Consider the following 21,304-nt stretch of genomic DNA (forward strand, 5'->3'; position numbering starts at 1 on the left):
TTATTCCCCTTTTATTTCAAGGACACCTGATTTTACATTATTGTCAAATGTAAACTCCAGACTGCCTTTATTTCTTTCAACAAAGTCGATTTCCTTTCCGTCAAGATAAGCCTTGTAGCTATGCTCATCACTCAGTGTAACAATCATACTGTATTTTTCGTTATTACCGAAATACTTAAATGATATTTCGGCACTACGCTCTGTTACTTTTTGATAATCTGTCCACAAATCAAGACCTGTTGTAACCGTTCCCGGCTTGTAGTAGGCATTTGCCCAAATGCAAATAGGTGCAGACAGACCGCCGAAATTATGGAACCATCCGCCGCGACGAGTCTTAATACCAAAGCATTCATAGGTAAAATATGAGAAGTCGGTTTCCTCTCTCCACATTTCAAGAGCACGGTTTGCAATTTCAAATGCAAAATCAGTGTCCGCATTATCAAGCATTGTTTTCCATACAAACCACTGATGGCTCATCCAAACATTTCCGTTCCAATAGCCGTCATCAAAGTAGTACGACGCCGACATATCAACAGCTGAAACACCTGCGTTTGACCACATTTCGTTTGAATTTTTGATGTGAGAAATAAGCCTTTGCTTTCGCTCGCCGTCAACGGCACCTGCGATAAGAGGATATACACCGTCAAAGCCCTTATCCCAATTTTCGCCGTCCTCGGTTTTCATAATATAAGGAGCATTTTTATCCCTATCGTACATTGTGTAGCCGAAATAGCCTGACTCCTCGTCCCAAGCAAGCATATTAAGTGCATTTGAAGAATACTCGATATCTGCATCGTAAACGGCAATATCATCAGCCTTGCCGAGATACGACGCAACCATTTTCATAATTTTACCTGCACGAATAATTTGGCTTGTTGAAAGGCACGGACAGGAATATTCCTCTGCCTTGTCGGCAATCATTTTTACCTGAGCAGGATAATCGTCCATACCCGAGCAGGAATACCAATAATCGTAAGTAGTTAAAAGTCCGTTTCCAAACTTTGCACAGGTTGAATTATGTGTTCTTCCACGCAAAAATTCATAATATAGCTTCATTTTGTCATAAAGAAAATCGAGCCTTGATTTGTCATTTGTGCGTTTCAAAAGCTCAAGGTACTCTACAAACTGTGTAGGCACAAGGGAGCCGTGAAGCAAAAAGCAAAAGTCATCGTTGTCCTCATCACACAAATACATATCAAGTGCGTATTTGCAAAGCTCATTGCTGAATTCAAGCAAGCCCATACCGATAAATCCGCTGTCCCAGGTATAGAAGCTGTCCCAACGCTTGCCGGGAGTGTGATGAATAACATTTTCGCCGTGGCAGTAAACGGGATATACTGTGTTGGTTAAAAGAGTGGCACGCAAAATATCGGTTGAAAGCTTATATTTTTCGCCATTCTTATTGAACTGTGCCGTTTCACCGGCAACATTTCTTTCGTTATAAATTGCCTCGTATTCTACATCGGTTAAAGGCTCAAAATCGGATTTTGCAACAACTGCGTACTCGGTGTGAGTGCTGTGAGGCTCTATAAAAATAGACTTGATAAGTGTATTTTGGAAGAAGCCGTCGTCGGAGGTTTTACGCTTAAATGAATTTGAAAATGTTTCCTTCAAATCATCATAGGTGTGGTCTCCGTTTGAAAGACGGTTGATAAGCGCATCCTCAAGGCTACCGCTTTCAAGCACACGAAAGCGAGTGTTCGGATTTGATGTAATCACCTTGAACCTGCAATCGTCATAATCAAAATCCATATCAACGGTATAGCCCTTGCCGTTTTTCTTTGCCTCAATTTGAGGCTCAAAGCTATGCTTCATTTCAACAACCTCAAGGCTGTTTCCCTTTTCGTACACAGCAATAAAATCAAGCTCAACGCCTGCTTTGCCGAGGCTTACAAGCTCAATGCTGTCTGCATAATCAAGCTCAATAACGCAAAGGCTGTCGCTGTGAGGGAACACGGTATTGGCACCGTTTACGCAAAACTCCGCATCACCGTCGGTTACTGTCTTATATCTGACGGCAACAACAGGATTATTGATGCCCTGTGCATCAAGATTGTACGACACCCTGTCTCCTTTTTCACAGCCAAACGGTTTCAGGTTTAGGTAATGAACATGGGCATGGTCGCATCTGTCACCAAGACCGTAGCCGAGATAAAACTCCTCATCCCTGAACATACCTCTGAACATACCGTCGGGAGTTTCGTTTTCCCACGGGCGAACGGCAGCATAGGCAAATTTTGCATAATCATTTGCCTTAATAAGTTTATAATTACTGTCTTTTGCCTTTATGTAATATTCCTTAGAATTCGGAAATTCAAGAGATGAATAGAAATTAAGGACAGTATTTTGAGAAAGGTCGGTATTGTTTACAAATTTAACTCTTGCAAGATAAGCCTCATCGTTTATTTTTGAAAAGGACACATCGGCATAAACCTGATCCTTCCACATAAGCTCATATCTGTATGAATAGAATGAGTAATCTGTTGAACATTTCCACAAATGATAGCTTGACGGAACCGTAACATTGGGAACAGGAGTTGATGAGTTCCAAATGGTTGGATGAACTGTAAAATCAAAGCGTACCGCATCTGCATTGGATTTGCCGTTTTTGTTGCTTATGTCACCCATAATTCTGGACAGTCCCATATATTTTTTAGAATATGGTCCCCAAACGGGCATACAGGTCTTTTCGGACATACTTTTCTCCTTATTTGAGTTAAATTTAACAATCAAAAGTTTACAAATATTATGAGTTAAAAAGCACAATTTGTCAATACAATATATGGCAATACTCTCTTATTTTTTAACTTTTATTGACAAAGATTGCCTAATAGATTATTATATTATTAATATTAATTCTTTGCAGACAGTTTGAACGAAATGGAGCTTTTATATGAATATTGATGAAAATGTACGCAAGATACTTATTTCTCTGTTAAGGAAATGGAAGGTCTTGGTTGTATTTGCAATTATCGGTGCCCTGCTTGGATACTTTTACACGGCAAACATAACAAAGCTTACATACACATCAACGGTGGAATTTCTTGCCTCTACTGTTGACACAAGCAGTGAGCTTAAGGAAGCATACCCAAATGTTGATGACGTCAGAATAAGCAACACCAGCAAAATGAATTACACAACAATGATGCTTGCAACATACATTGAAATTATGAACACAAACGAGTTTGCTACAAATGTTGCGCAAGGGCTGAACAATCGCCTTAATTCAAGCTACACCGGTGCTTACATCAAAAGTGTAATGAATATTGAAGCGGTTGAGGATACCGCCATGTTCAAAATCAGTGTAACAACCGAAAGCAACGAAAAATCATACGAAATTGCTCATCAGCTTGAAACAGAGGTTCCCAAGATGATGAAGAACACAAACAGCGGTCTTGTTCAAGCAACTGTACAGGACAAGCCTATTAAGGCCTCCACCGCAGGAAGCAAGGGCTATCCAAAGAAATGCCTTATCGGAGCAATAGGCGGATTACTTGTTGCGGCAGCATATGTTATTCTTCGCAACCTTCTTGATATTAGAATTCGCAGCAGTGAGGAGCTTATTGAGAGATACGATATCCCTGTTCTCGGTAACATACCTAATTACGAAATCAAAAACGCATCCACCCGTTCAAGAGAAATTGACGAGGCATACATAACAAAGGAAAAAGGAGATGAAAGATAATGGCTAAAAAGAAAGACAAAAAAAACAGCACAATCTCCTCCCGTCAGCTTCTCAAAAATATTGAAATGGACCCATCTCTCAAGTTTAGAGTTGAGGAAGCATACAAAAGCATAAGAACAAACATTATGTTTTCCGTAATGAAAAAGGGCTGTAAAACCATTGTTGTTTCTTCTTCAGTTCCAAACGAAGGCAAAACGACAACCACAATTAACATTGCCATCGCTCTTTCTCAGGCTAACCAAAGGGTGCTTCTCATTGACGGTGATTTGCGTAAACCAAAGATTCATCACTATTTTTCCGTGCCGAATTCTCCCGGTCTTACAAACTATCTCGGCAACAAAGTCGGCGCAACCGGTACAGGCCAAACCGATTTGTATTCGGTAATTCACCCAACAGAATACGAAAATCTTTCTGTTCTATGCTCAGGCTCTATTCCGCCGAATCCGGCAGAAATCCTTGGCAGTGAGCCTATGGCAGAATTTCTTGAGGAAATAGGCAGAGACTTTGACTACATTATTATCGACACTCCGCCGCTTAATGTTGTATCGGACGCTTTACCTGTTATAAGAGAAAGCGACGGTGTTGTTCTTGTTGTGCGTTCCAACCAATCAACTCATCCCGAAATTCAAAAGACAATTTCCGCGCTTGAGTTTATTGATGCAAAAATACTTGGATTTGTTGTAAACTTTGCAGAGTCGAGCCGTTCAAAATACGGCTATAACAAATACGGCAGATACCGTTACGGCAAATACAGAGCAGGCTATGGTTACGGTGCATACGGAGGATACGGTAATTACGGTTACGGCAATTACGGTTACGGTAATTACGGCTATGGAAATTATGGCTACGGCAATTACGGATACGGCTATGGATACGATTACGGTATACCACGCAAAAACCAAGACGAAAGACAATAGCACAAAAGGAATTAAACGCAAATGATTATTGAAAATCTTGTAGAAACCCATTGCCACATTATTCCCGGAATTGACGACGGAGCAAAGGATATTGAAACAAGCCTCGCCATGATTAAGCATTTGCAGGAGCAGGGTGCAAAAAAGATTATTTTAACTCCGCATTACTATTCGGACACTATATCGCTTGATGATTTTTTAAGGCAACGCGACAAGGCATTTAACGAGCTTTACAAGGCTCTTCCGAGCGGAAGCCCTACCCTTATACCTGCCGCAGAGGTTTTTATAAGCAAATACCTTTTTAACAATCAAAGCATTGATGAGCTTAAGATCGCGGGTTCAAACTATATTTTAATTGAGCATCCGTTTTCGTGCAGCTTTTCGGACAACAGCTACGACAGGCTTATGAATATGTACTGCGATTACGGTGCACGGCCTATTCTTGCTCATATTGAAAGATACCCTGCACTTATGGACGACATGTACAGGCTTGAGGATTACATTCAGATGGGATGCTTAACTCAGGTAAATGTTTCATCATTTTCAGAGGCTCACAGAAGCATAAGAAAAAAACTGTTTAAGCTGCTCGACACAGGTCACATTCATCTTATCGGCTCTGACTGTCACAACCTGACATCAAGAATCCCCGACTATGAGGACGGCGTTAAAGAGATTATCAAAAAGAGCGGTCAGGAGGCTGTTGACACTTTAATCAAAAACGCAAACATTTTAACATCAAACGTATAAAGCATACCAATGCCCCGAATCTGTTTTTTAGAATCGGGGCATATTTTTTGTTTTTTGACAATGGTTACCGAATACTGCCTAACCGATTCAAATATAATATACGGGTGATGTTATGAAAAAAGCACTCGAAGCGGCACAGTCGGTAGGGATTTTTGCATTAATAATTTGCTTCATTGTCTTTTCCGTTAGGGCAAAGGCACAGGCATTGGAGGGAATGAAGCTATGCCTCAATGTAATTGTGCCAACGCTTTTACCGATTTTAATACTAACCAACACGATTATAAAATCGAGTTCAAGAGCCTTTCTTGAAACGGTGTTTTCTCCCCTTGCACGACTTTTAAGGCTTCCGAAATGTGCCTGCTGTGCACTTATCTTAAGCTTGATAGGAGGATACCCGACAGGTGCAATACTGTCCAATGAGCTTTTTAATCTGCATCTTATAGACAGTCAAACGGCAAAGAGGCTTTTGCGGTGCAGCTTTTGCGGAGGCGTGGCATTTATTATAACTGCTGTTGGAACAATACATCTAAACAGTACAAAAACAGGAATAATAATTTATACCATAAATGTTTTGTCATCAATAATAATCTGTGTTGCAGACGGCATAATACATCCGAACACTAACAAAAGCACACAAGAGTATTCCATAGGCTCGCAAAGCTTTTGCAATGCACTTATCAGCTCGATAGAGTGCAGTACAAAAAGTGTAGCTGTAATGTGCGGATGCATAGTATTTTTTTCTGCTATATGCGGATTGGTGAGCATACCGCCGTTTGCAATGCCGTTAATAGAAATAACAAACGGAATATTCAAGTTTAACGGCAGTATTTCCCTACCGTACTTATGCTTCTTTTTATCGTTTGGCGGATTATGTATACATCTGCAAATTCTTAATGTAATAAAAAGTACGGGTATTGGATATATTGATTTTTTCGTTCACAGGGTTGTGGGCGGATTAATCTCATATTTCCTGGGAAAAGGATACATACTTTTATTTAATCCGGACACGGAGGTTTTCAGCAACATATCTCAAATCACACCAAGGCTAAATCAAATCAACGGTAGCTTAAGCATAATTCTTCTTGCAAGCTGTATTGTTATTGTTGTTGACCTAAATAACAAAAAATCAAAATTGATATAAGTAACGGAATATGGTATTATTGTATTGGTGATTAAAATGTACAGGAATACTATAAAGCTTATTTGCACAATTCTTGCACTGATAATGCTTTGCTCGTGCAGTGATATAGGTGCAATAAGCCAAAGAATTGATGAAGAAAAGCAAACTACAACGCAATACACCGAGATTGAACAATTCTCCTCTGTAAACGATGTTGAGGAATATACCTTTTTTCCGTATGTTCAAATAAACAACAATGTTCCCGAATTTGACGACACAAGCTATACAGAATCATTTGAGCAGTACGGCGAGCTTGACAGCTTGGGAAGATGCACCTCCTGCATTGCAAACATAGGCACAGACCTAATGCCGACCGAGGAGCGCGGAGCAATAGGCTCAATAAAGCCTACCGGCTGGCAGGTGGCAAAATACGACTGTGTAGACGGCAAATATCTATACAACCGTTGTCACCTTATCGGCTATCAGCTAACAGCGGAAAATGCCAACCCAAAAAACCTTATTACAGGCACGCGCTACCTTAATGTTGACGGTATGCTTGAATTTGAAAGCATGGTTGCCGATTATGTAAAATCAACAGGCAACCACGTGCTTTACAGGGTTACGCCGATATTTAAGGGTGATGAGCTTGTTGCAAGAGGTGTGCAAATGGAGGCATACAGCATTGAGGACAACGGCAAGGGTGTTCAGTTTAATGTTTACTGCTACAATGTTCAGCCTAATATAGAAATAGACTACAAAACCGGCAACAGCAGATACGTAGGTGATGAATCGACAACGCAATACAACACAGGCGAAAGGCAGGAATATATAGTTAACACAAGCTCACGAAAATTTCACCTGCCCTCCTGCTCTGCTGTCAGCAAAATAAAGCAGGAAAACAAAAAGGCATATATAGGATACAGAGATAATCTTGTCAAGAACGGATATGAGCCCTGCGGTCAATGCAAGCCTTGAAATTTCATTAGTTTATAAAGAGTTAATCAAATATTAATTTATTATTTGATTTTTTGTGTTTATATAAGTATAATAAAAATGATACTTAATTTTTATGGGAGAATCATATGCCTAATTACGAAAAATATAAATGTCCCGTATGCAATCAGCAATTTTCACGAGACGATGACATAGTTACCTGCCCTGAATGCGGTACGCCTCACCACAGAGAATGCTATGGCTTAACAGGTCATTGCGTTAACCGTGGCTTACATTCAACAGGCTACAGCTTTTTGGAGGAGCACAAGCCCATTATTCCCGAAAAGCCACAGCCCGCAATCACAGGCGAATACTATACTCCACAGGGTGACAGCGTCAAAGCGGATAGCAACAATACAGAAAATGACGAGGAGCAATCCCCTATTCCGAGCTTTCAGCCTATTCAGTTCAACGCACCTCAATACAAGGAGGAGGGCGAAATTGACGGAGTGAGCATAAACGATATTGCGGCAACAGTAAGGACAAATCAAAAAAGATTTGTTGATGTATTCAAAAAGCAATCACAAGGCAGGAAAAAGCTTGGCTGGAACTGGGGTGCATTCTTTTTCGGTGCTTACTACTATCTTTTCAGAAAAATGTACAAGCAGGGCTTTGCGTTTTTCTGTATTCAGTTTTCTATCATTATGCTTGGCGATACGGCATTGTTCAAGCTTGCACCAAAGTATATGGCAGAGCTTCAACGCATAGTAACAACCTTTGACCCAACAGCAGGAACGTTGCCGGATGTCAGCTCACTTATCGGCATTTCCGATGCACAAACCGCAACAACTATCGCGTATGCAATGTTGGGTGCGCTACTGCTTTTTAGAATTATCATCACAGTATTTGCAGATTACTTTTACAAGGGCACTGTTTTTGACATAATCAAAAAGGTATCAGCGCAAATTGAAGACGGTGCAAGCTTTATTTCCTCCCCGTTTTTCACACAGGAAACAGGGCTTAACCAGGATCAAATGAGAAGAATGTATCTTGGCAATCGCGGCGGAGTGTCATTGTTTGCACCTATGTTGGCGTACTTTTTATTCTACATCGTAACATCATTTATTTAGGGTATCACCCGGGAGAAACAATTTATGAAAAAAATAAGAAAGGCTATTATTCCTGCTGCCGGACTCGGCACAAGAGTTTTGCCTGCATCAAAGGCAATTCCAAAGGAAATGCTTAATATTGTTGACAAGCCTGCAATTCAGTACATTGTTGAAGAGGCTTTTAACAGCGGTATCGAGGAGGTACTGATTATCACTAACAGGGGTAAGGGCGCAATTGAGGATCACTTTGACCACGCGTTTGAGCTTGAGTCAAAGCTTGAAGGAAATCCTGACAAGGCTGACCTTCTTGACTCTGTAAAGGCTTGTGCAAGCCTTGGCAACATATACTTTTTGCGTCAAAAGGAAACAGGGGGCTTGGGCCATGCCGTACTGTGTGCAAAGTCTTTTGTAGGTGATGAGCCGTTTGCCATTTTGTACGGCGACGATGTCATAATAGCCGACAATCCCGTTACAAAGCAGCTCATAGATGCATACGAAAAATACGGCAAGGGTGCAGTAGGTGTTAAGGAGGTTGACACGGAGTCAATCAAAAAATACTGCTCGCTTGCAGTGGAGCATCTTGAGGGCAACTGCTACAGCTGTAATGATATGATAGAAAAGCCAAAGACAGAGGAAATTATGTCTAATTACTCTATACTTGGCAGAGTGGTTATGCCACCGGAAATTTTTGAAATTTTGGAAAACACACCAAAGGGTGCAGGAAACGAGCTCCAGCTGACCGACGCTATGCGTACGCTTGCAAAGACTAAAGGCGTTATTGCCGTTGACTATGACGGAACAAGATACGATATGGGCAACAAGCTTGGTATATTGCAGGCCAATATTGAGGTTGGCTTAAAGCATCCGGAGCTTTCAGAGCAGCTTAAGAATTACATAAAGGAGCTAACAAAAAATCTGTAATCCCGAAAGGAACAACAATGAATCAGTTTAATCAACAAAATCAAGAATATATGCAGGCTATGATGTTTCAAAGGCAGGTAAGCTATATGAAGAAAAAGCAACGCGCCGAAATCCTAAAGGCAGGATTTATTCTCGGCGGTGCAATCATTGCTTACATTGTTTTGCAAAGTGTTTGGGCTTTATCTATGCACGCCTTTGGATTAACACAGGTATATGAAGATTCCGTAATGTTCAAATATGCCTTTAATATTATTGCGGTTGATTTGCTTGCAATGCTTCCTGCGTTCGGTATTGCCGCACTTATGCTAAAGAAAAATTTTGTCGGTGAATTGCTACCGTCAAAAAAGGTTGGCAAGGCAAAGTTTACTGCTTGGGTTTTGCTTGGAATGGGTGGCGCAATGCTTGCAAACCTGCTTGTATCGTGGCTTATCACATTTACCAAAGAGGTACTTGGATATGAGCTTACACAAAACGATTACGGCACTGCAAGTGACCCTTTATCACTGTTTGTTATGTTTTTTGCAATCGCGGTTGCTCCTGCAATATTTGAAGAGTTTGCGTTCAGGTGCTGTGCGCTCGGCGCGTTAAAAAAGTTCGGCAAGGGCTTTGCAGTATTCTCCGTAAGCATAATTTTCGGTTTAATCCACGGCAATGTTATTCAGTTTGTTTTTGCATTCTTTGTAGGCTTAATTTTGGCATACATTACGGTACAAACAGACAATGTATTGATAGCCATGGTTATTCACGGCATCAATAACGGTCGCTCGGTTATAAACGATATGGTTGAGGCAATGGCAAACGAGGACGTTGCAAACAAGGTTACATCTGTCTTGTTTATTGTATTCCTTGTGCTTGGCGTTATCTCGTTAATCTATTTGCTGATAAAAAAATCGTTTAAGAGAGAAAAAAAGCAAATTAACATTTACGACAACAACTTTTTTGTAAAGATTGCCTGTATGGCACCGGGTATGATTGTTCCGTTTGCAATACTTATAAAGATGACACAGTCATACGTAACAAAGATATGATGAAAAATGCTTTCATGGAAAAGGCGCTTGAGCTTGCAAGGCAAAGTGCCAATGAAGGAGAAGTGCCTGTCGGTGCGGTAATAGTTAAGGATAACAGAATAATTGCCTGTGGCAGAAACAGACGGGAGCTTGGCAAAAACGCCCTGTATCACGCAGAGATTGAGGCTATCGACAATGCCTGCAAGGCTCTCGGCGGTTGGAGGCTGTGGCAATGCGAGATGTACGTTACCCTTGAGCCTTGCCCGATGTGTGCAGGTGCAATAATTAATTCTCGAATAAAAGCCGTTTACTACGGTGCTTCGGACAACAAGGCAGGCAGCTTTGGCTCTGTTGCAGATTTTAATCGACTGCCGTACAATCACAAGCCTGAAATTTATGCGGGCATTATGGCAGACGAGGCACAGAATCTGCTGACAGAATTCTTTTATAATTTAAGGCAAAATAAAAAATCACGAACCGATTAGAGATTTAATCTGTTCGTGATTTTGTTTTTTAATCGTAATTCAATTTTTATAGTAAGGATGCAACCCTGTCGCCCATCTGCTGTGTATTAACAGCCTCGAAGCCCTCCTCGTAAATATCGGGAGTTCTAACCTGAGTGAGCGCAATATCTACTGCCTTTTCTATTGCATCGGCGGCCTCTGCCTGACCGAAGGTATAGCGAAGCATCATAGCTGCCGAAAGAATGGTTGCAAGCGGGTTTGCCTTGCCCTGACCTGCTATATCCGGAGCAGAGCCGTGAATAGGCTCATACAAACCAAACGTGCCCTCTGCAAGAGAAGCAGAAGCAAGCATACCGATTGAGCCTGAAATCATCGAAGCCTCGTCGGAAAGAATATCACCAAAAATGTTTGATGTTACGATGGTATCAAACTGATTTGGGTTACGAACAAGCTGCATTGCGCAGTTGTCAACATACATATACGAAACCTCAACCTCAGGGTAATCCTTAGCCGTTTCTTCCATAACCTTTCTCCAAAGGCGAGAGCTGTCAAGAACATTTGCCTTGTCAACGCAGGTAAGTCTCTTTTCACGCTTCATTGCGTATTCAAAGCCAGCCTTAACAATCCTCTTAATTTCGGGATAGGTGTAGCGTTCGGTATCATATGCGCCTACAACGCCGTTTTCCTCATATGTTCCTCTGTCGCCAAAATAGATACCGCCTGTAAGCTCTCTGACAATAAGGATATCAAGTCCGTCGCCGATAATTTCCTCCTTAATAGGAGATGCACTTTTAAGCGGTGCAAAAATCTTTGCCGGACGAAGATTTGCAAACAAGCCCAAATCCTCACGAATAGCAAGCAATCCCTTTTCGGGACGGTTATTGCCGGGCTGGCTATCCCACTTAGGTCCGCCGACAGCACCCAAAAGCACAGCATCCGACGCCTTGCAGGCATCTGCCGTTTCCTGCGGGTAAGGCACACCTGTTGCGTCAATTGCACATCCGCCCAAAAGCTGATAGTTGTAATTGCACTTAAAGCCGAATTTTTCTCCTGCCTTATCCAAAACCTTTATTGCTTCATCAACGATTTCGGGGCCTATTCCGTCACCCTTCAATACTGTAATATTATAATTGTTCATATGTTCTCCTCCAATCAGCAAACATCAAAAATTCCGGGCATGGTGTCATCACGCATTGTATCAGGCTGATCACGGTTGATTGCACAGATAACACCCTTCATACAAGCATAGCCGATGTTGTGGCTGACGCCGATACCAAAGATTGTTTTGCCCTGTGGGTTCTTAAGCTGAATGTAGCTGATAGCCTTTGAATCGGAGCCAACAGAAATTGCATGCTCGTCGTAATCGATAAACTCATATTTGCAAAGCGGGGTTTTGTTCATAGCGTCACAGAATGCGCCTACCGGTCCGTTTCCGTAGCCCTCTATTTGAATAGGTGCCTCGTCCTTGTACTTAAGAGTGCCTGTAAAATGAACGGTTGTAAGAGTGTCCTCTTCGTTCTTTTCCTCCGCAATCTTATAATTGGCAAGTCTGTAAGGGCCGTTTACATTTCTGTATTCCTTTTGGAACAGGTCAAATACCTCTTCACTTGTAAGCTCCTTGCCCTTTTCGTCGCAAGCCTTTTGAACAACCGCACCAAACTCGGGATGCATAGGCTTTGGCATCTTTATACCGTAATTGTTTGCAAGGATAAATGCTGTACCGCCCTTGCCCGATTGCGAATTGATGCGAATAATAGGCTCGTACTCTCTGCCGACATCGGCAGGGTCAATAGGAAGATAAGGAACCTCCCACATATCTGAATGGGTGTCGTCCATATAAATTTTGCCCTTGTTGATAGCATCCTGATGAGAGCCTGAAAATGCAGTAAACACAAGCTCACCTGCATACGGATGACGTGGCGGAACCTTCATTTTTGTACAACGCTCGTATACATCCTTAATCTTGTTAATATCGTGAAAATCAAGCTGTGGGTCAACGCCCTGGGTCCACATATTAAGTGCAAGGGTTACGATGTCAACATTACCGGTACGCTCACCGTTACCGAAAAGTGTGCCCTCTATTCTGTCTGCACCTGCAAGCAAGCCGAGCTCTGCGGCTGCAACGCCTGTGCCACGGTCATTGTGTGGATGAAGAGAAATGATTGCGGCTTCTCTGTTTGGTAAGTGACGGCAAAAATATTCAATTTGGTCTGCGTAGCCGTTTGGAGTTGAGCCCTCAACAGTTGACGGCAAATTAAGAATAATCGGATTTTCCTTGGTGATATGAAGCTCCTCCATAACTCGCTTGCATATCTCTACTGCATTATCCATCTCTGTTCCGGAGAATGATTCAGGTGAATACTCAAAGCGAATGTTAATGTCGGGATTCTTTTTCTTTTCTTCCTCTGTCAATTCGTAAATAAGCTGTGCACCCTTAACGGCAATGTCAATTACACCGTCCATATCGGTCTTAAATACGACCTTTCTTTGCAGGGCTGATGTAGAATTGTAAAAGTGAACAATAACGTTCTTTGCGCCGTGGATAGCCTCAAATGTCTTTTTGATAAGGTGAGGTCTTGCCTGAACAAGAACCTGAATTGTAACATCATCGGGAATGTATCCACCGTCAATAAGAGTTCTTAAAATTTCGTACTCGGTTTCGCTTGCTGACGGAAAGCCAACCTCAATTTCCTTAATTCCGACATCTACAATAGTCTTAAAAAACTCAAGTTTTTCCTGCAAATTCATTGGGTCAACAAGAGCCTGATTGCCGTCACGCATATCAACAGAGCACCAAACAGGCGCCTTTGTAATTTGCTTTGACGGCCATGTTCTGTCCGGGATGTCTATCGGCTTAAAGCCAAAATATTTTTTGCAACCTTTGTTCATAATGAAAAATCTCCTTCCTTTTAGTGCAAAGGGATATAAAAAATCCCCTACACTCATTAAAGTATAGGGGCGTAAAATACGCGGTACCACCCTATTTCAGCAGTAGGTTGAACTGCCCTTTAGCATCTATCAATGCCTTAGCCTGTAACGCGGCCAAACGGACGGACCTATTGATTACTTTTCAGACCGTCGACTCCACAGAGAGCTATACATTATTTACTGTCCGTCGATTCGCACCAACCACCGACTCTCTGAAGTAAGCAAATAATCTTTTTCTGCTTCAACATCTTTAAGGGTACTGTTAAATTTTCAGTAAATATATTATACCAAATTTTTATGATTTGTCAAGACCTTTTATATTTTTGAATATCCGTAGCCGTTGCTGATTGCATCAACAGGAATACCCTTTTGGCAGAGAGGGCAATCGTGCGACGGATAAGAAATATAGCCGGGAATATCCTTTTCGGTGAACAATGAATTTACAGGAACGCCTGCAATACGGCTTTGCATAGAGAATGCGGATGAAATACCTGCAACCTTGCCGCCGTAGTATGTAACACTTTCTACTGCCCTTTCGATAGTTCTGCCCGATGTGATACAGGAAATCAAAAGCAAAACATTTTTACCGTAAATCATTCGGCGAAGATTATCTCTGAAAATCAAATTGCCTGCGGCATCGTATTCGCTGCCGACAACAAAAACAGTTTGGTCAGGATTTGGTGCCATCATAGACGGATTGGCAAGCTCCATTGCCAAATATGCACCGAGAGCCTGAGTTTCGTACAGGCAAAGAACGGTGTCTACATCTATGCCGTTAGTGTTGTAATACTCTGCCAAAAGCTTTGCGGCATCAATGGAATTATTAAGGTTATGCTTGATGTCGGACGTACCTACATAATAATTGATGTGATTGTTGGCAGAAATAAAGTGCCCGGGCATAACATGAATAAAAACATTTTCGTTTTTTGGATGCGTAATAGTGTAAACGTTGCTCATAAAAAAGCCCCCTTTTTATTTAATATTACACTAAAGCGATAGCTATTGCAAGGAAAAATTTATAAACATTATACAAAACTGCTTAAAATGTATACCTTTTATCCCCAAGATTGTTTTTATCCCCTCAGTCGTCATAAATGACGACAGCTCCCCTTACAATAAGGGGAGCCTTAATTCGTTATAGGATCGTTCGCGTGGCTCCCCTTGAAGCAAGGGGAGCTGTTGAGCACAGCGAAACTGAGGGGATTTACTTATTTACCTTTTATCCCCTCCGAGTGCTTCGCACTCACCGTCTCGCCTGCCGGCTCGGTCGGTGCTTCTGCATATTCGTGCAGAGGTCTCCACCGGAGACCCACACCCTTAATTACATTATAAGGGGAGGCAAAAAATGCTCCCCTTGTAATAAGGGGAGCCGTAGTAAATTTGATATTGCGTTAGAACGGGATTTCCGATGCAGGCTGTGAAGCAGAAGCTTGTGAGCCGATACCGACCTCGTCAGGACTACCCTCGTAGCCTTCACCCGATGAGGTGGAAATTACATCATTTGTCTGGAACATTACAACCTTAATCTCAGGTGTCTCAAATTTCTTCATTAACTTGTACCTCCTTAATTAAAGTTGATAGCAACCTCATTGTTGCTCAACAATGTTATTCTGTCGCCGTTAGCGTCAAAGTATATAATGTAAGCCTTTGCCGATACGGAGCTGATGTTTGCAGCTTTTTCAACATTAACCTTGAATGTATACTCATTTCTTGATGTCTTGTTGTTAGACTTAAAGTTGTATACTGTACCGCCGGCAGTGGCCTTGATACCCCACTCAACAATTTGTGCATTGTCCGGAACAAAGAACTTGCAGTTGAATGCGGCAATATCCTTTGTATCGTTACTGTCATGATACGAGCCTGTTACACCAACACTTGCTGTTGGGGTAAAGTCATTAGGAAGCTCGTATACATAAATGTCAGAGTTGTGAGGAGCATAGAACTCGTCGGTCTTGAAATAGGTGAGAAGCTTGGTCTTTGCCTCGTCCTGAGTAACATCGGTAACTGCCCCTGAATACATTCCGTAGTATGTGCTCGAGCCGTAAAGCTTTACAAAACTGTCGTAGTTGTACTTTCTTACACCGCCGTCGCCAAAGTTCTTAAAGTGGATTCCGCACTTATGTGCATCTGCATCTTCAACATTGAAATTGTACTGTGCACGAACGGTGATTTCACCGCCGTTTGCAAGACCTTTAACCTCTGTCTTGTCCCAAGCAATTGCTGTGTAGAACGGAATTGCAGGGATTGCAACATCACTTGTTGCAAATGAAATACCGGGCTCAAGATATTTTATGGCAACGAGGTTATTGTTTCTGCCCATAAATACAACCTTGGTTATATTCTTCTGTGATGTGCTGTTTTCTGCAAGGTGAGCAATAACCGATATATTCTCTGTAACTACAAGTGAAAGTGTATTTTCGCCTGTTCTTACATAAGATATAACCTCGTTATCGTTGCCTACTCTATTTTTGATTTCCCACTTTTCAACATCGCCGTCGGAAACGGTGAGTTCGACAGTATCTCCGTATTTTTTATCGATTACTTGTGCATCGCCTACTGGCGTACCGTTCTGTGATTTGGTAAAGGTAATTGTAACACTTGATGAAATAAGCGAGCTGATTGCTGTAAGGAGCTCTGCTGCAAGTGAGTTAACGTCGTCTTCTGTTGTTGGAACAACATTCTTTATTCTGTTATATTCATCAGAAAGATTTTGATACGTGTCTGCAACATATTTGCCATCAGCATTGCCGACGTTGAGTATATTTTCAGCCTGTGTCTTTGCAGAATCAAGTGCCGATGTATCAAGGAGAACATGACCGCAGTACTGACAATGACCTGTGCCGTCGTCGGTGTGAGCCTCTTCAACATTCAATTTGTCACATCTTGAACAGGTCTTAATATGCTTTGTGTAATCCTTAAATGCGTATTTAGGATCGTGGTTATCCGGGTCAATTGCACCGAATTCCAAACCGCAGACAGTACATACAGCCTTGGCAGTACAAGTAGCAGTACCTGTACACGATTCAGCATTACTTACCTCTTTTATAATTATATCAGAGGTTACAACATCATCTGCTGTATATGTTGTTGGCCAAGAGAATCTAACATGCTTGCCCTCATCAATAAAGATTGGATCATCGTTATGAGTTTGGGGTGCACTGTTGCTTGGAAATGCACCTATTTTTGAACCGTACTCAATAACCCTATTTTCAATTACATTATTTGTTTGTGTGCGGAAAGACACAGTTACTTTCTTAAGTTTAAGATTATTGTAAGCTGTATCAACTGCAGCTATCAAGCTATCCATATCGTTTGCAGCATCTATTACTGCTTGCTCCGTGTTAGCATCATAATCATACAATGATGGATCAAAAGCGAACATCTTATAAATAGCATTGTAGTATGCATTTAATGTGGTAGTATCATAAATTGAATCATCAAATGTAGACAAGAAACTGTTTACTGAATTAACCTTATCAATTATTTTCTTGTAATTAAGAACATAAATTGATTTACCACTAACAGAACCTGTTGTATGAACTTGAGGTGTGCCCTCGTCGGTACCAACCTTATATTCAAAAGTTGGGTTTATTTTCTTATAGCTTTCAGAAAAATCTCCGCCTTTATACTGCATTATGTTAGCATAGTAGCCTGTTTCACCTTGCTTATAGTAGGAACCTACACTTGAATTGTCCGAATAAACTTCCTGCGTTCCTCTTTCATTAAGTATATACTGAACGTTATTTCTGCCGTCAGTACCCTGCCATTTTGTATTTTTAATTGCTAATACGTTTGCACCATCGACAATTCTGCAATAGTATGAACGAACATTGCTCCAACCGTAGTTCCATGGTTTATCATAACCTGTAATAGCGAAGCCAATTGGAAATTGAGGCACTGTATTTCCATTGTATAAAAGTACAGTATTACCATAAAAAATATGAGATTTAAGATAAATCTTATCTTTACCTTCTGCACTTACTGGTGTGGATAAATACGCCTCTTGCATGTTGTTAGGAGCATACAACACATTCTTGTACGAATTATTGTAGTAATTCTCTTCAATGTAATCACTATCATCTGAGAATGAGCCGTACTTTGTGGCTTCATATGCAGTAAAATTACGGTCGGAAAAATCATAAATTGTAACTGAAGCTGTAGTATTTGAACACGTTATGGTTGTATCTGACCAGCCGTTTGTACCTCCTGATTCGCCTGCTTTTGAAAGCATAAATACAATTGTTGCTGTTGATTTACCTGCTTTTTTTGCTGCAACAATCGCAGGTCCCAAATCCACAGTCCTGTCAGAATTATCATTTTTTATTGTAGGATATGATGCTATGTGCTTTAATCCCCAATAGGTTTTTGCACGAGAAATATGAGCACCATCATCTTTTGACCATATATCTGCAAAAGTTGCACGACGACCACCTGCAGCGAAAGAATCCACGTTTGCCGTAGGATAATATACAGATACACCCAATGATTCTGTTTCTTTAAGGTTAATTTTGAACGTATATGTAGCACTTATTCTTTTAGCCTCTGTATAGTTTATACCACTAATGTTAAATGTAACGTATCCAACAGAGAAGTTACTATTTTGTGAGTCATTAACCAAGTCAAAAGTATTTGTTCCTGTTCTGTTGCTAGAAGCATACAAGCCGTAATAGCTCCTGTTTATAGTAGTATTTGACGTTGCTGCGCCTACAGTTATTGCGGAAAACGGCAATGATGTTGCTATCATTACTACGGCAATTATGCATGCAAGTGATCTTCTAAAAAACTTTTTCATAAAAACCTTCCTCCAAAAATTTATTTGAAGCAAACCACAGCTATGGTGCAAATGGGTATAGTTATAGCATAGGTTTCCATATACTGTAATTTTATCATAATATGCAAGTTATAGCAACAAAATTTTTTCAAAAAAGTGACTATTTATTAACAAAAAATTTATAATTTATTGTGCAAAATAACAATAGTTTAACAAAGAATTAAGTTGAGCAGTTGTGTTGTTGGTTTATCCCCAAGGTTGTTTTATCCCCTCCGAGTGCTTCGCACCCACCTCCCCTTACAATAAGGGGAGGCAAAATTCGTTACAGGAACGTTCACGTGGCTCCCCTTGAAGCAAGGGGAGCTGTTGAGCACAGCGAAACTGAGGGGATTTACCTTTTATCCCCTCAGTCGTCATAAATGACGACAGCGTCTCGCCTCCCGGCTCGGTCGGTGCTTCTGCACTTTCGTGCAGAGGTCTCCACCGGAGACCCGCACCCCTTACAATAAGGGGAGGCAGAATTTGTTGCAGGATCGTTCGTGTGGCTCCCCTTGAAGCAAGGGGAGCTGTTGAGCACAGCGAAACTGAGGGGATTTACCTATTTACCTTTTATCCCCTCAGTCGTCATAAATGACGACAGCTCCCCTTACAATAATGGGAGCCGATATAGTATGGATTATTTCATTCTTTGTTTAACGAGTGAATCGATTTTGTCGCAAACACCGTAAAAGTTTGAATTGATTTCGTAATTACTTACACGCAAAACAAGCAAACCGAACTGCTGCAAATACACTGTTCTGGCATCATCATACATTTTGCCCGACAGTTCATAGTGCTGTGAGCCGTCGATTTCCACAACGAGCTTTGCTGATGAACAATAAAAATCAACAATATATTTTCCCAAAACCTTTTGTCTTGAGAACTTAACAGGATAGTCCCTAAGAAAATCGTACCACAAATGACGTTCCTCATTTGTCATATTCTTTCGCAATTCCCGTGCGTTTTGCACGAGGGAAGGATTATACTTTCTATCCATAGTTTTGTACCTTTTATCCCCTCAGTCACCTGCGGTGACAGCTCCCCTTACAATAAGGGGAGGCAGAACGGTTTACTTTATTATTGATGTGCCGGTCATTTCTGCAGGTTGCGGCATACCCATTGCCTTGAGCATTGTAGGAACGATGTCGGAAAGCTTGCCGCCCTCACGGAGTTCAACATCACCGCAATTACAAACGATGAACGGTACCTCGTTTGTTGTGTGTGCAGTAAACGGTGAGCCGTCGGGCTCTTTCATTTGGTCGGCATTGCCGTGGTCTGCTGTAATGAACAATGTGCCGCCGTTATCCATAACTGCCTGATAGAGTGAGCCGACGCAATCGTCAACCGCCTCAACAGCCTTTACTGCGGCATCAAACACACCTGTATGGCCAACCATATCGCAGTTTGCAAAGTTTACGATAACAACATCATACTTACCGGAGCGCACTGCTTCATTAAGCTTTTCGGACACAAGATATGCAGACATTTCAGGCTGAAGGTCGTATGTTGCAACCTTTGGTGACGGAATCAAAATTCTATCCTCGCCCTCATTAACTGCCTCAACACCGCCGTTAAAGAAGAAGGTTACGTGAGCATACTTTTCGGTTTCTGCAATACGAAGCTGAGTCATACCGTTATTTGCGAGGTATTCGCCAAAGGTATTTTTAAGTGACTGCGGCTTAAATGCAACATCCACGTTAGGCATTGTTGCGTCGTACTGAGTCATACATACATAATTTACAGGGAAATACTCTCTTTCAAATCCTGCAAAGTCAGGATCAACAAAGGTACGTGTAATCTCTCTTGCTCTGTCAGGGCGGAAATTAAAGAACACAACAGAGTCGCCCGCGCTGATTCTACCCTCGTTTTCAAGAGTAACGGTAGGCAAAATAAACTCGTCGGTAAGGTTTTTGCCGTCGCCGTCAACGGTTTGATAGCTTTCCTCAATAGCGGCAACAGGATTTATATTTTGAATACCCTTGCCGAACACAACTGCATCATATGCCTTTTGAACTCTGTCCCAATTATTATCTCTATCCATTGCGTAGTATCTGCCCATAACTGTAGCAACCTTGCCTACGCCGATTTGTGCCATTTTTTCTATTGCATCGGCAACGAAATCCTTGCCCGATGTAGGCGGAACATCTCTGCCGTCCATTATGCAGTGAAGGTAAACCTTATCCTGTCCCATTCTTTTTGCAAGCTCTACAAGTGCAAAGATGTGACTGTTGTGGCTGTGAACACCGCCGTCTGACATCAAGCCCATAAGGTGAAGCGACTTGCCGGTATCAATTGATTTTTGCACTGCGTTTTTAAGGGCTTCGTTTTCAAAAAAGTCTCCGTCCTCGATAGACTTGGTAATTCTTGTAAGCTCCTGATACACAACTCGGCCGGCACCCATATTTGTGTGACCAACCTCCGAATTACCCATCTGACCGTCAGGCAGGCCTACATCCATACCCGACGCACCGATATATGTGAACGGATACTTTTGCATAAGCATATCAAGATTTGGCTTTTTTGCGGCCGCAACAGCATTGCCGAAATCGTTTGCGTTATGTCCGAAGCCATCCATTATACAAAGAACATTTGTCTTTTTCATACTTTCTGTCTCCTTCTTATTATCCATTTATCCTTAAAAATGGGCAGGTAACAACCCACCCATT

The 21,304-nt window shown here is 41.6% G+C and carries 17 protein-coding genes and 1 other annotated feature; of the genes, 9 read left to right on the plus strand and 8 right to left on the minus strand.

From position 1 onward, the window contains the following. The gene (locus tag Q0P34_RS02375; RefSeq protein ID WP_294952346.1) at positions 1 to 2,697 is read right to left on the minus strand and encodes a hypothetical protein; all 2,697 of its coding nucleotides are present in this window, start codon (positions 2,695 to 2,697) and stop codon (positions 1 to 3) included. A 196-nt stretch (positions 2,698 to 2,893) separates the two neighbouring features. Between Q0P34_RS02375 and Q0P34_RS02380 the strand changes: the two genes are divergently transcribed. The 9 genes from Q0P34_RS02380 to Q0P34_RS02420 all read left to right on the plus strand — a co-directional run bounded on the left by Q0P34_RS02380 (position 2,894) and on the right by Q0P34_RS02420 (position 10,921). Next, complete coding sequence (locus Q0P34_RS02380) at positions 2,894 to 3,685, plus strand: Wzz/FepE/Etk N-terminal domain-containing protein (protein WP_294952349.1); 792 nt, start codon at positions 2,894 to 2,896, stop codon at positions 3,683 to 3,685. After that, entirely contained in the window at positions 3,685 to 4,602 is a 918-nt protein-coding gene (locus Q0P34_RS02385; RefSeq protein WP_294952352.1) for a CpsD/CapB family tyrosine-protein kinase, read from the plus strand. Before Q0P34_RS02380 ends, Q0P34_RS02385 begins: the two co-directional genes overlap by 1 nt. 21 nt (positions 4,603 to 4,623) lie before the next feature. After that, complete coding sequence (locus Q0P34_RS02390) at positions 4,624 to 5,346, plus strand: CpsB/CapC family capsule biosynthesis tyrosine phosphatase (protein WP_294952355.1); 723 nt, start codon at positions 4,624 to 4,626, stop codon at positions 5,344 to 5,346. Positions 5,347 to 5,458: 112 nt separating this feature from the next. Beyond that, a complete protein-coding gene (locus Q0P34_RS02395) occupies positions 5,459 to 6,487 on the plus strand; it encodes a hypothetical protein (protein WP_294952358.1) in 1,029 nt (342 codons plus the stop codon). Between the two features lie 30 nt (positions 6,488 to 6,517). Continuing rightward, positions 6,518 to 7,441 (plus strand): DNA/RNA non-specific endonuclease, encoded by a 924-nt coding sequence (locus Q0P34_RS02400; RefSeq protein ID WP_366783530.1) that lies wholly within the window; start codon positions 6,518 to 6,520, stop codon positions 7,439 to 7,441. 107 nt (positions 7,442 to 7,548) lie between these two features. After that, complete coding sequence (locus Q0P34_RS02405) at positions 7,549 to 8,529, plus strand: RING finger protein (protein WP_294952364.1); 981 nt, start codon at positions 7,549 to 7,551, stop codon at positions 8,527 to 8,529. A 24-nt stretch (positions 8,530 to 8,553) separates the two neighbouring features. Continuing rightward, positions 8,554 to 9,429, plus strand: coding sequence for a UTP--glucose-1-phosphate uridylyltransferase GalU (gene galU, locus Q0P34_RS02410; RefSeq protein WP_294952366.1), 876 nt, complete (start codon positions 8,554 to 8,556; stop codon positions 9,427 to 9,429). A gap of 17 nt (positions 9,430 to 9,446) precedes the next feature. Next, positions 9,447 to 10,457 (plus strand): type II CAAX endopeptidase family protein, encoded by a 1,011-nt coding sequence (locus tag Q0P34_RS02415; RefSeq protein ID WP_294952368.1) that lies wholly within the window; start codon positions 9,447 to 9,449, stop codon positions 10,455 to 10,457. After that, positions 10,454 to 10,921, plus strand: coding sequence for a nucleoside deaminase (locus Q0P34_RS02420; protein WP_294952371.1), 468 nt, complete (start codon positions 10,454 to 10,456; stop codon positions 10,919 to 10,921). The genes Q0P34_RS02415 and Q0P34_RS02420 overlap by 4 nt, the downstream gene beginning before the upstream one ends. Before the next feature lie 46 nt (positions 10,922 to 10,967). Here the strand turns inward: Q0P34_RS02420 and leuB are convergent, their stop codons facing one another. From leuB to gpmI, 7 genes are all read right to left on the minus strand, one after another. Then, on the minus strand, positions 10,968 to 12,038 hold the full coding sequence (gene leuB / locus Q0P34_RS02425; RefSeq protein WP_294952373.1) for a 3-isopropylmalate dehydrogenase: 1,071 nt from the start codon (positions 12,036 to 12,038) through the stop codon (positions 10,968 to 10,970). 14 nt (positions 12,039 to 12,052) lie between these two features. After that, positions 12,053 to 13,789 carry a 2-isopropylmalate synthase gene (gene leuA / locus Q0P34_RS02430; RefSeq protein ID WP_294952376.1) on the minus strand — a complete coding sequence of 579 codons (1,737 nt, stop codon included), beginning with the start codon at positions 13,787 to 13,789 and terminating at the stop codon, positions 12,053 to 12,055. Between the two features lie 62 nt (positions 13,790 to 13,851). Continuing rightward, positions 13,852 to 14,082, minus strand: a binding site (T-box leader). Between the two features lie 61 nt (positions 14,083 to 14,143). Further along, on the minus strand, positions 14,144 to 14,785 hold the full coding sequence (locus tag Q0P34_RS02435; protein WP_294952379.1) for an orotate phosphoribosyltransferase: 642 nt from the start codon (positions 14,783 to 14,785) through the stop codon (positions 14,144 to 14,146). A 434-nt stretch (positions 14,786 to 15,219) separates the two neighbouring features. After that, on the minus strand, positions 15,220 to 15,378 hold the full coding sequence (locus Q0P34_RS02440) for a hypothetical protein (protein ID WP_294952381.1): 159 nt from the start codon (positions 15,376 to 15,378) through the stop codon (positions 15,220 to 15,222). A 14-nt stretch (positions 15,379 to 15,392) separates the two neighbouring features. Then, entirely contained in the window at positions 15,393 to 18,620 is a 3,228-nt protein-coding gene (locus Q0P34_RS02445) for a hypothetical protein (protein WP_294952384.1), read from the minus strand. Positions 18,621 to 19,275: 655 nt separating this feature from the next. Further along, entirely contained in the window at positions 19,276 to 19,635 is a 360-nt protein-coding gene (locus Q0P34_RS02450) for an endonuclease domain-containing protein (RefSeq protein ID WP_294952385.1), read from the minus strand. 72 nt (positions 19,636 to 19,707) lie between these two features. Further along, entirely contained in the window at positions 19,708 to 21,240 is a 1,533-nt protein-coding gene (gpmI, locus tag Q0P34_RS02455) for a 2,3-bisphosphoglycerate-independent phosphoglycerate mutase (protein ID WP_294952387.1), read from the minus strand. Between the last annotated feature and the right edge of the window lie 64 nt (positions 21,241 to 21,304).

Source organism: uncultured Eubacterium sp. (assembly GCF_945980375.1).
Taxonomy (GTDB): domain Bacteria; phylum Bacillota; class Clostridia; order Oscillospirales; family Acutalibacteraceae; genus Eubacterium_R.

Coding starts and splice junctions, on each gene's coding strand:
- Q0P34_RS02375 (WP_294952346.1), bottom strand. CDS start 2,697: ATGTCCGAAAAGACCTGTATGCCCGTTTGGGGACCATATTCTAAAAAA.
- Q0P34_RS02380 (WP_294952349.1), top strand. CDS start 2,894: ATGAATATTGATGAAAATGTACGCAAGATACTTATTTCTCTGTTAAGG.
- Q0P34_RS02385 (WP_294952352.1), top strand. CDS start 3,685: ATGGCTAAAAAGAAAGACAAAAAAAACAGCACAATCTCCTCCCGTCAG.
- Q0P34_RS02390 (WP_294952355.1), top strand. CDS start 4,624: ATGATTATTGAAAATCTTGTAGAAACCCATTGCCACATTATTCCCGGA.
- Q0P34_RS02395 (WP_294952358.1), top strand. CDS start 5,459: ATGAAAAAAGCACTCGAAGCGGCACAGTCGGTAGGGATTTTTGCATTA.
- Q0P34_RS02405 (WP_294952364.1), top strand. CDS start 7,549: ATGCCTAATTACGAAAAATATAAATGTCCCGTATGCAATCAGCAATTT.
- galU (WP_294952366.1), top strand. CDS start 8,554: ATGAAAAAAATAAGAAAGGCTATTATTCCTGCTGCCGGACTCGGCACA.
- Q0P34_RS02415 (WP_294952368.1), top strand. CDS start 9,447: ATGAATCAGTTTAATCAACAAAATCAAGAATATATGCAGGCTATGATG.
- Q0P34_RS02420 (WP_294952371.1), top strand. CDS start 10,454: ATGATGAAAAATGCTTTCATGGAAAAGGCGCTTGAGCTTGCAAGGCAA.
- leuB (WP_294952373.1), bottom strand. CDS start 12,038: ATGAACAATTATAATATTACAGTATTGAAGGGTGACGGAATAGGCCCC.
- leuA (WP_294952376.1), bottom strand. CDS start 13,789: ATGAACAAAGGTTGCAAAAAATATTTTGGCTTTAAGCCGATAGACATC.
- Q0P34_RS02435 (WP_294952379.1), bottom strand. CDS start 14,785: ATGAGCAACGTTTACACTATTACGCATCCAAAAAACGAAAATGTTTTT.
- Q0P34_RS02440 (WP_294952381.1), bottom strand. CDS start 15,378: ATGAAGAAATTTGAGACACCTGAGATTAAGGTTGTAATGTTCCAGACA.
- Q0P34_RS02445 (WP_294952384.1), bottom strand. CDS start 18,620: ATGAAAAAGTTTTTTAGAAGATCACTTGCATGCATAATTGCCGTAGTA.
- Q0P34_RS02450 (WP_294952385.1), bottom strand. CDS start 19,635: ATGGATAGAAAGTATAATCCTTCCCTCGTGCAAAACGCACGGGAATTG.
- gpmI (WP_294952387.1), bottom strand. CDS start 21,240: ATGAAAAAGACAAATGTTCTTTGTATAATGGATGGCTTCGGACATAAC.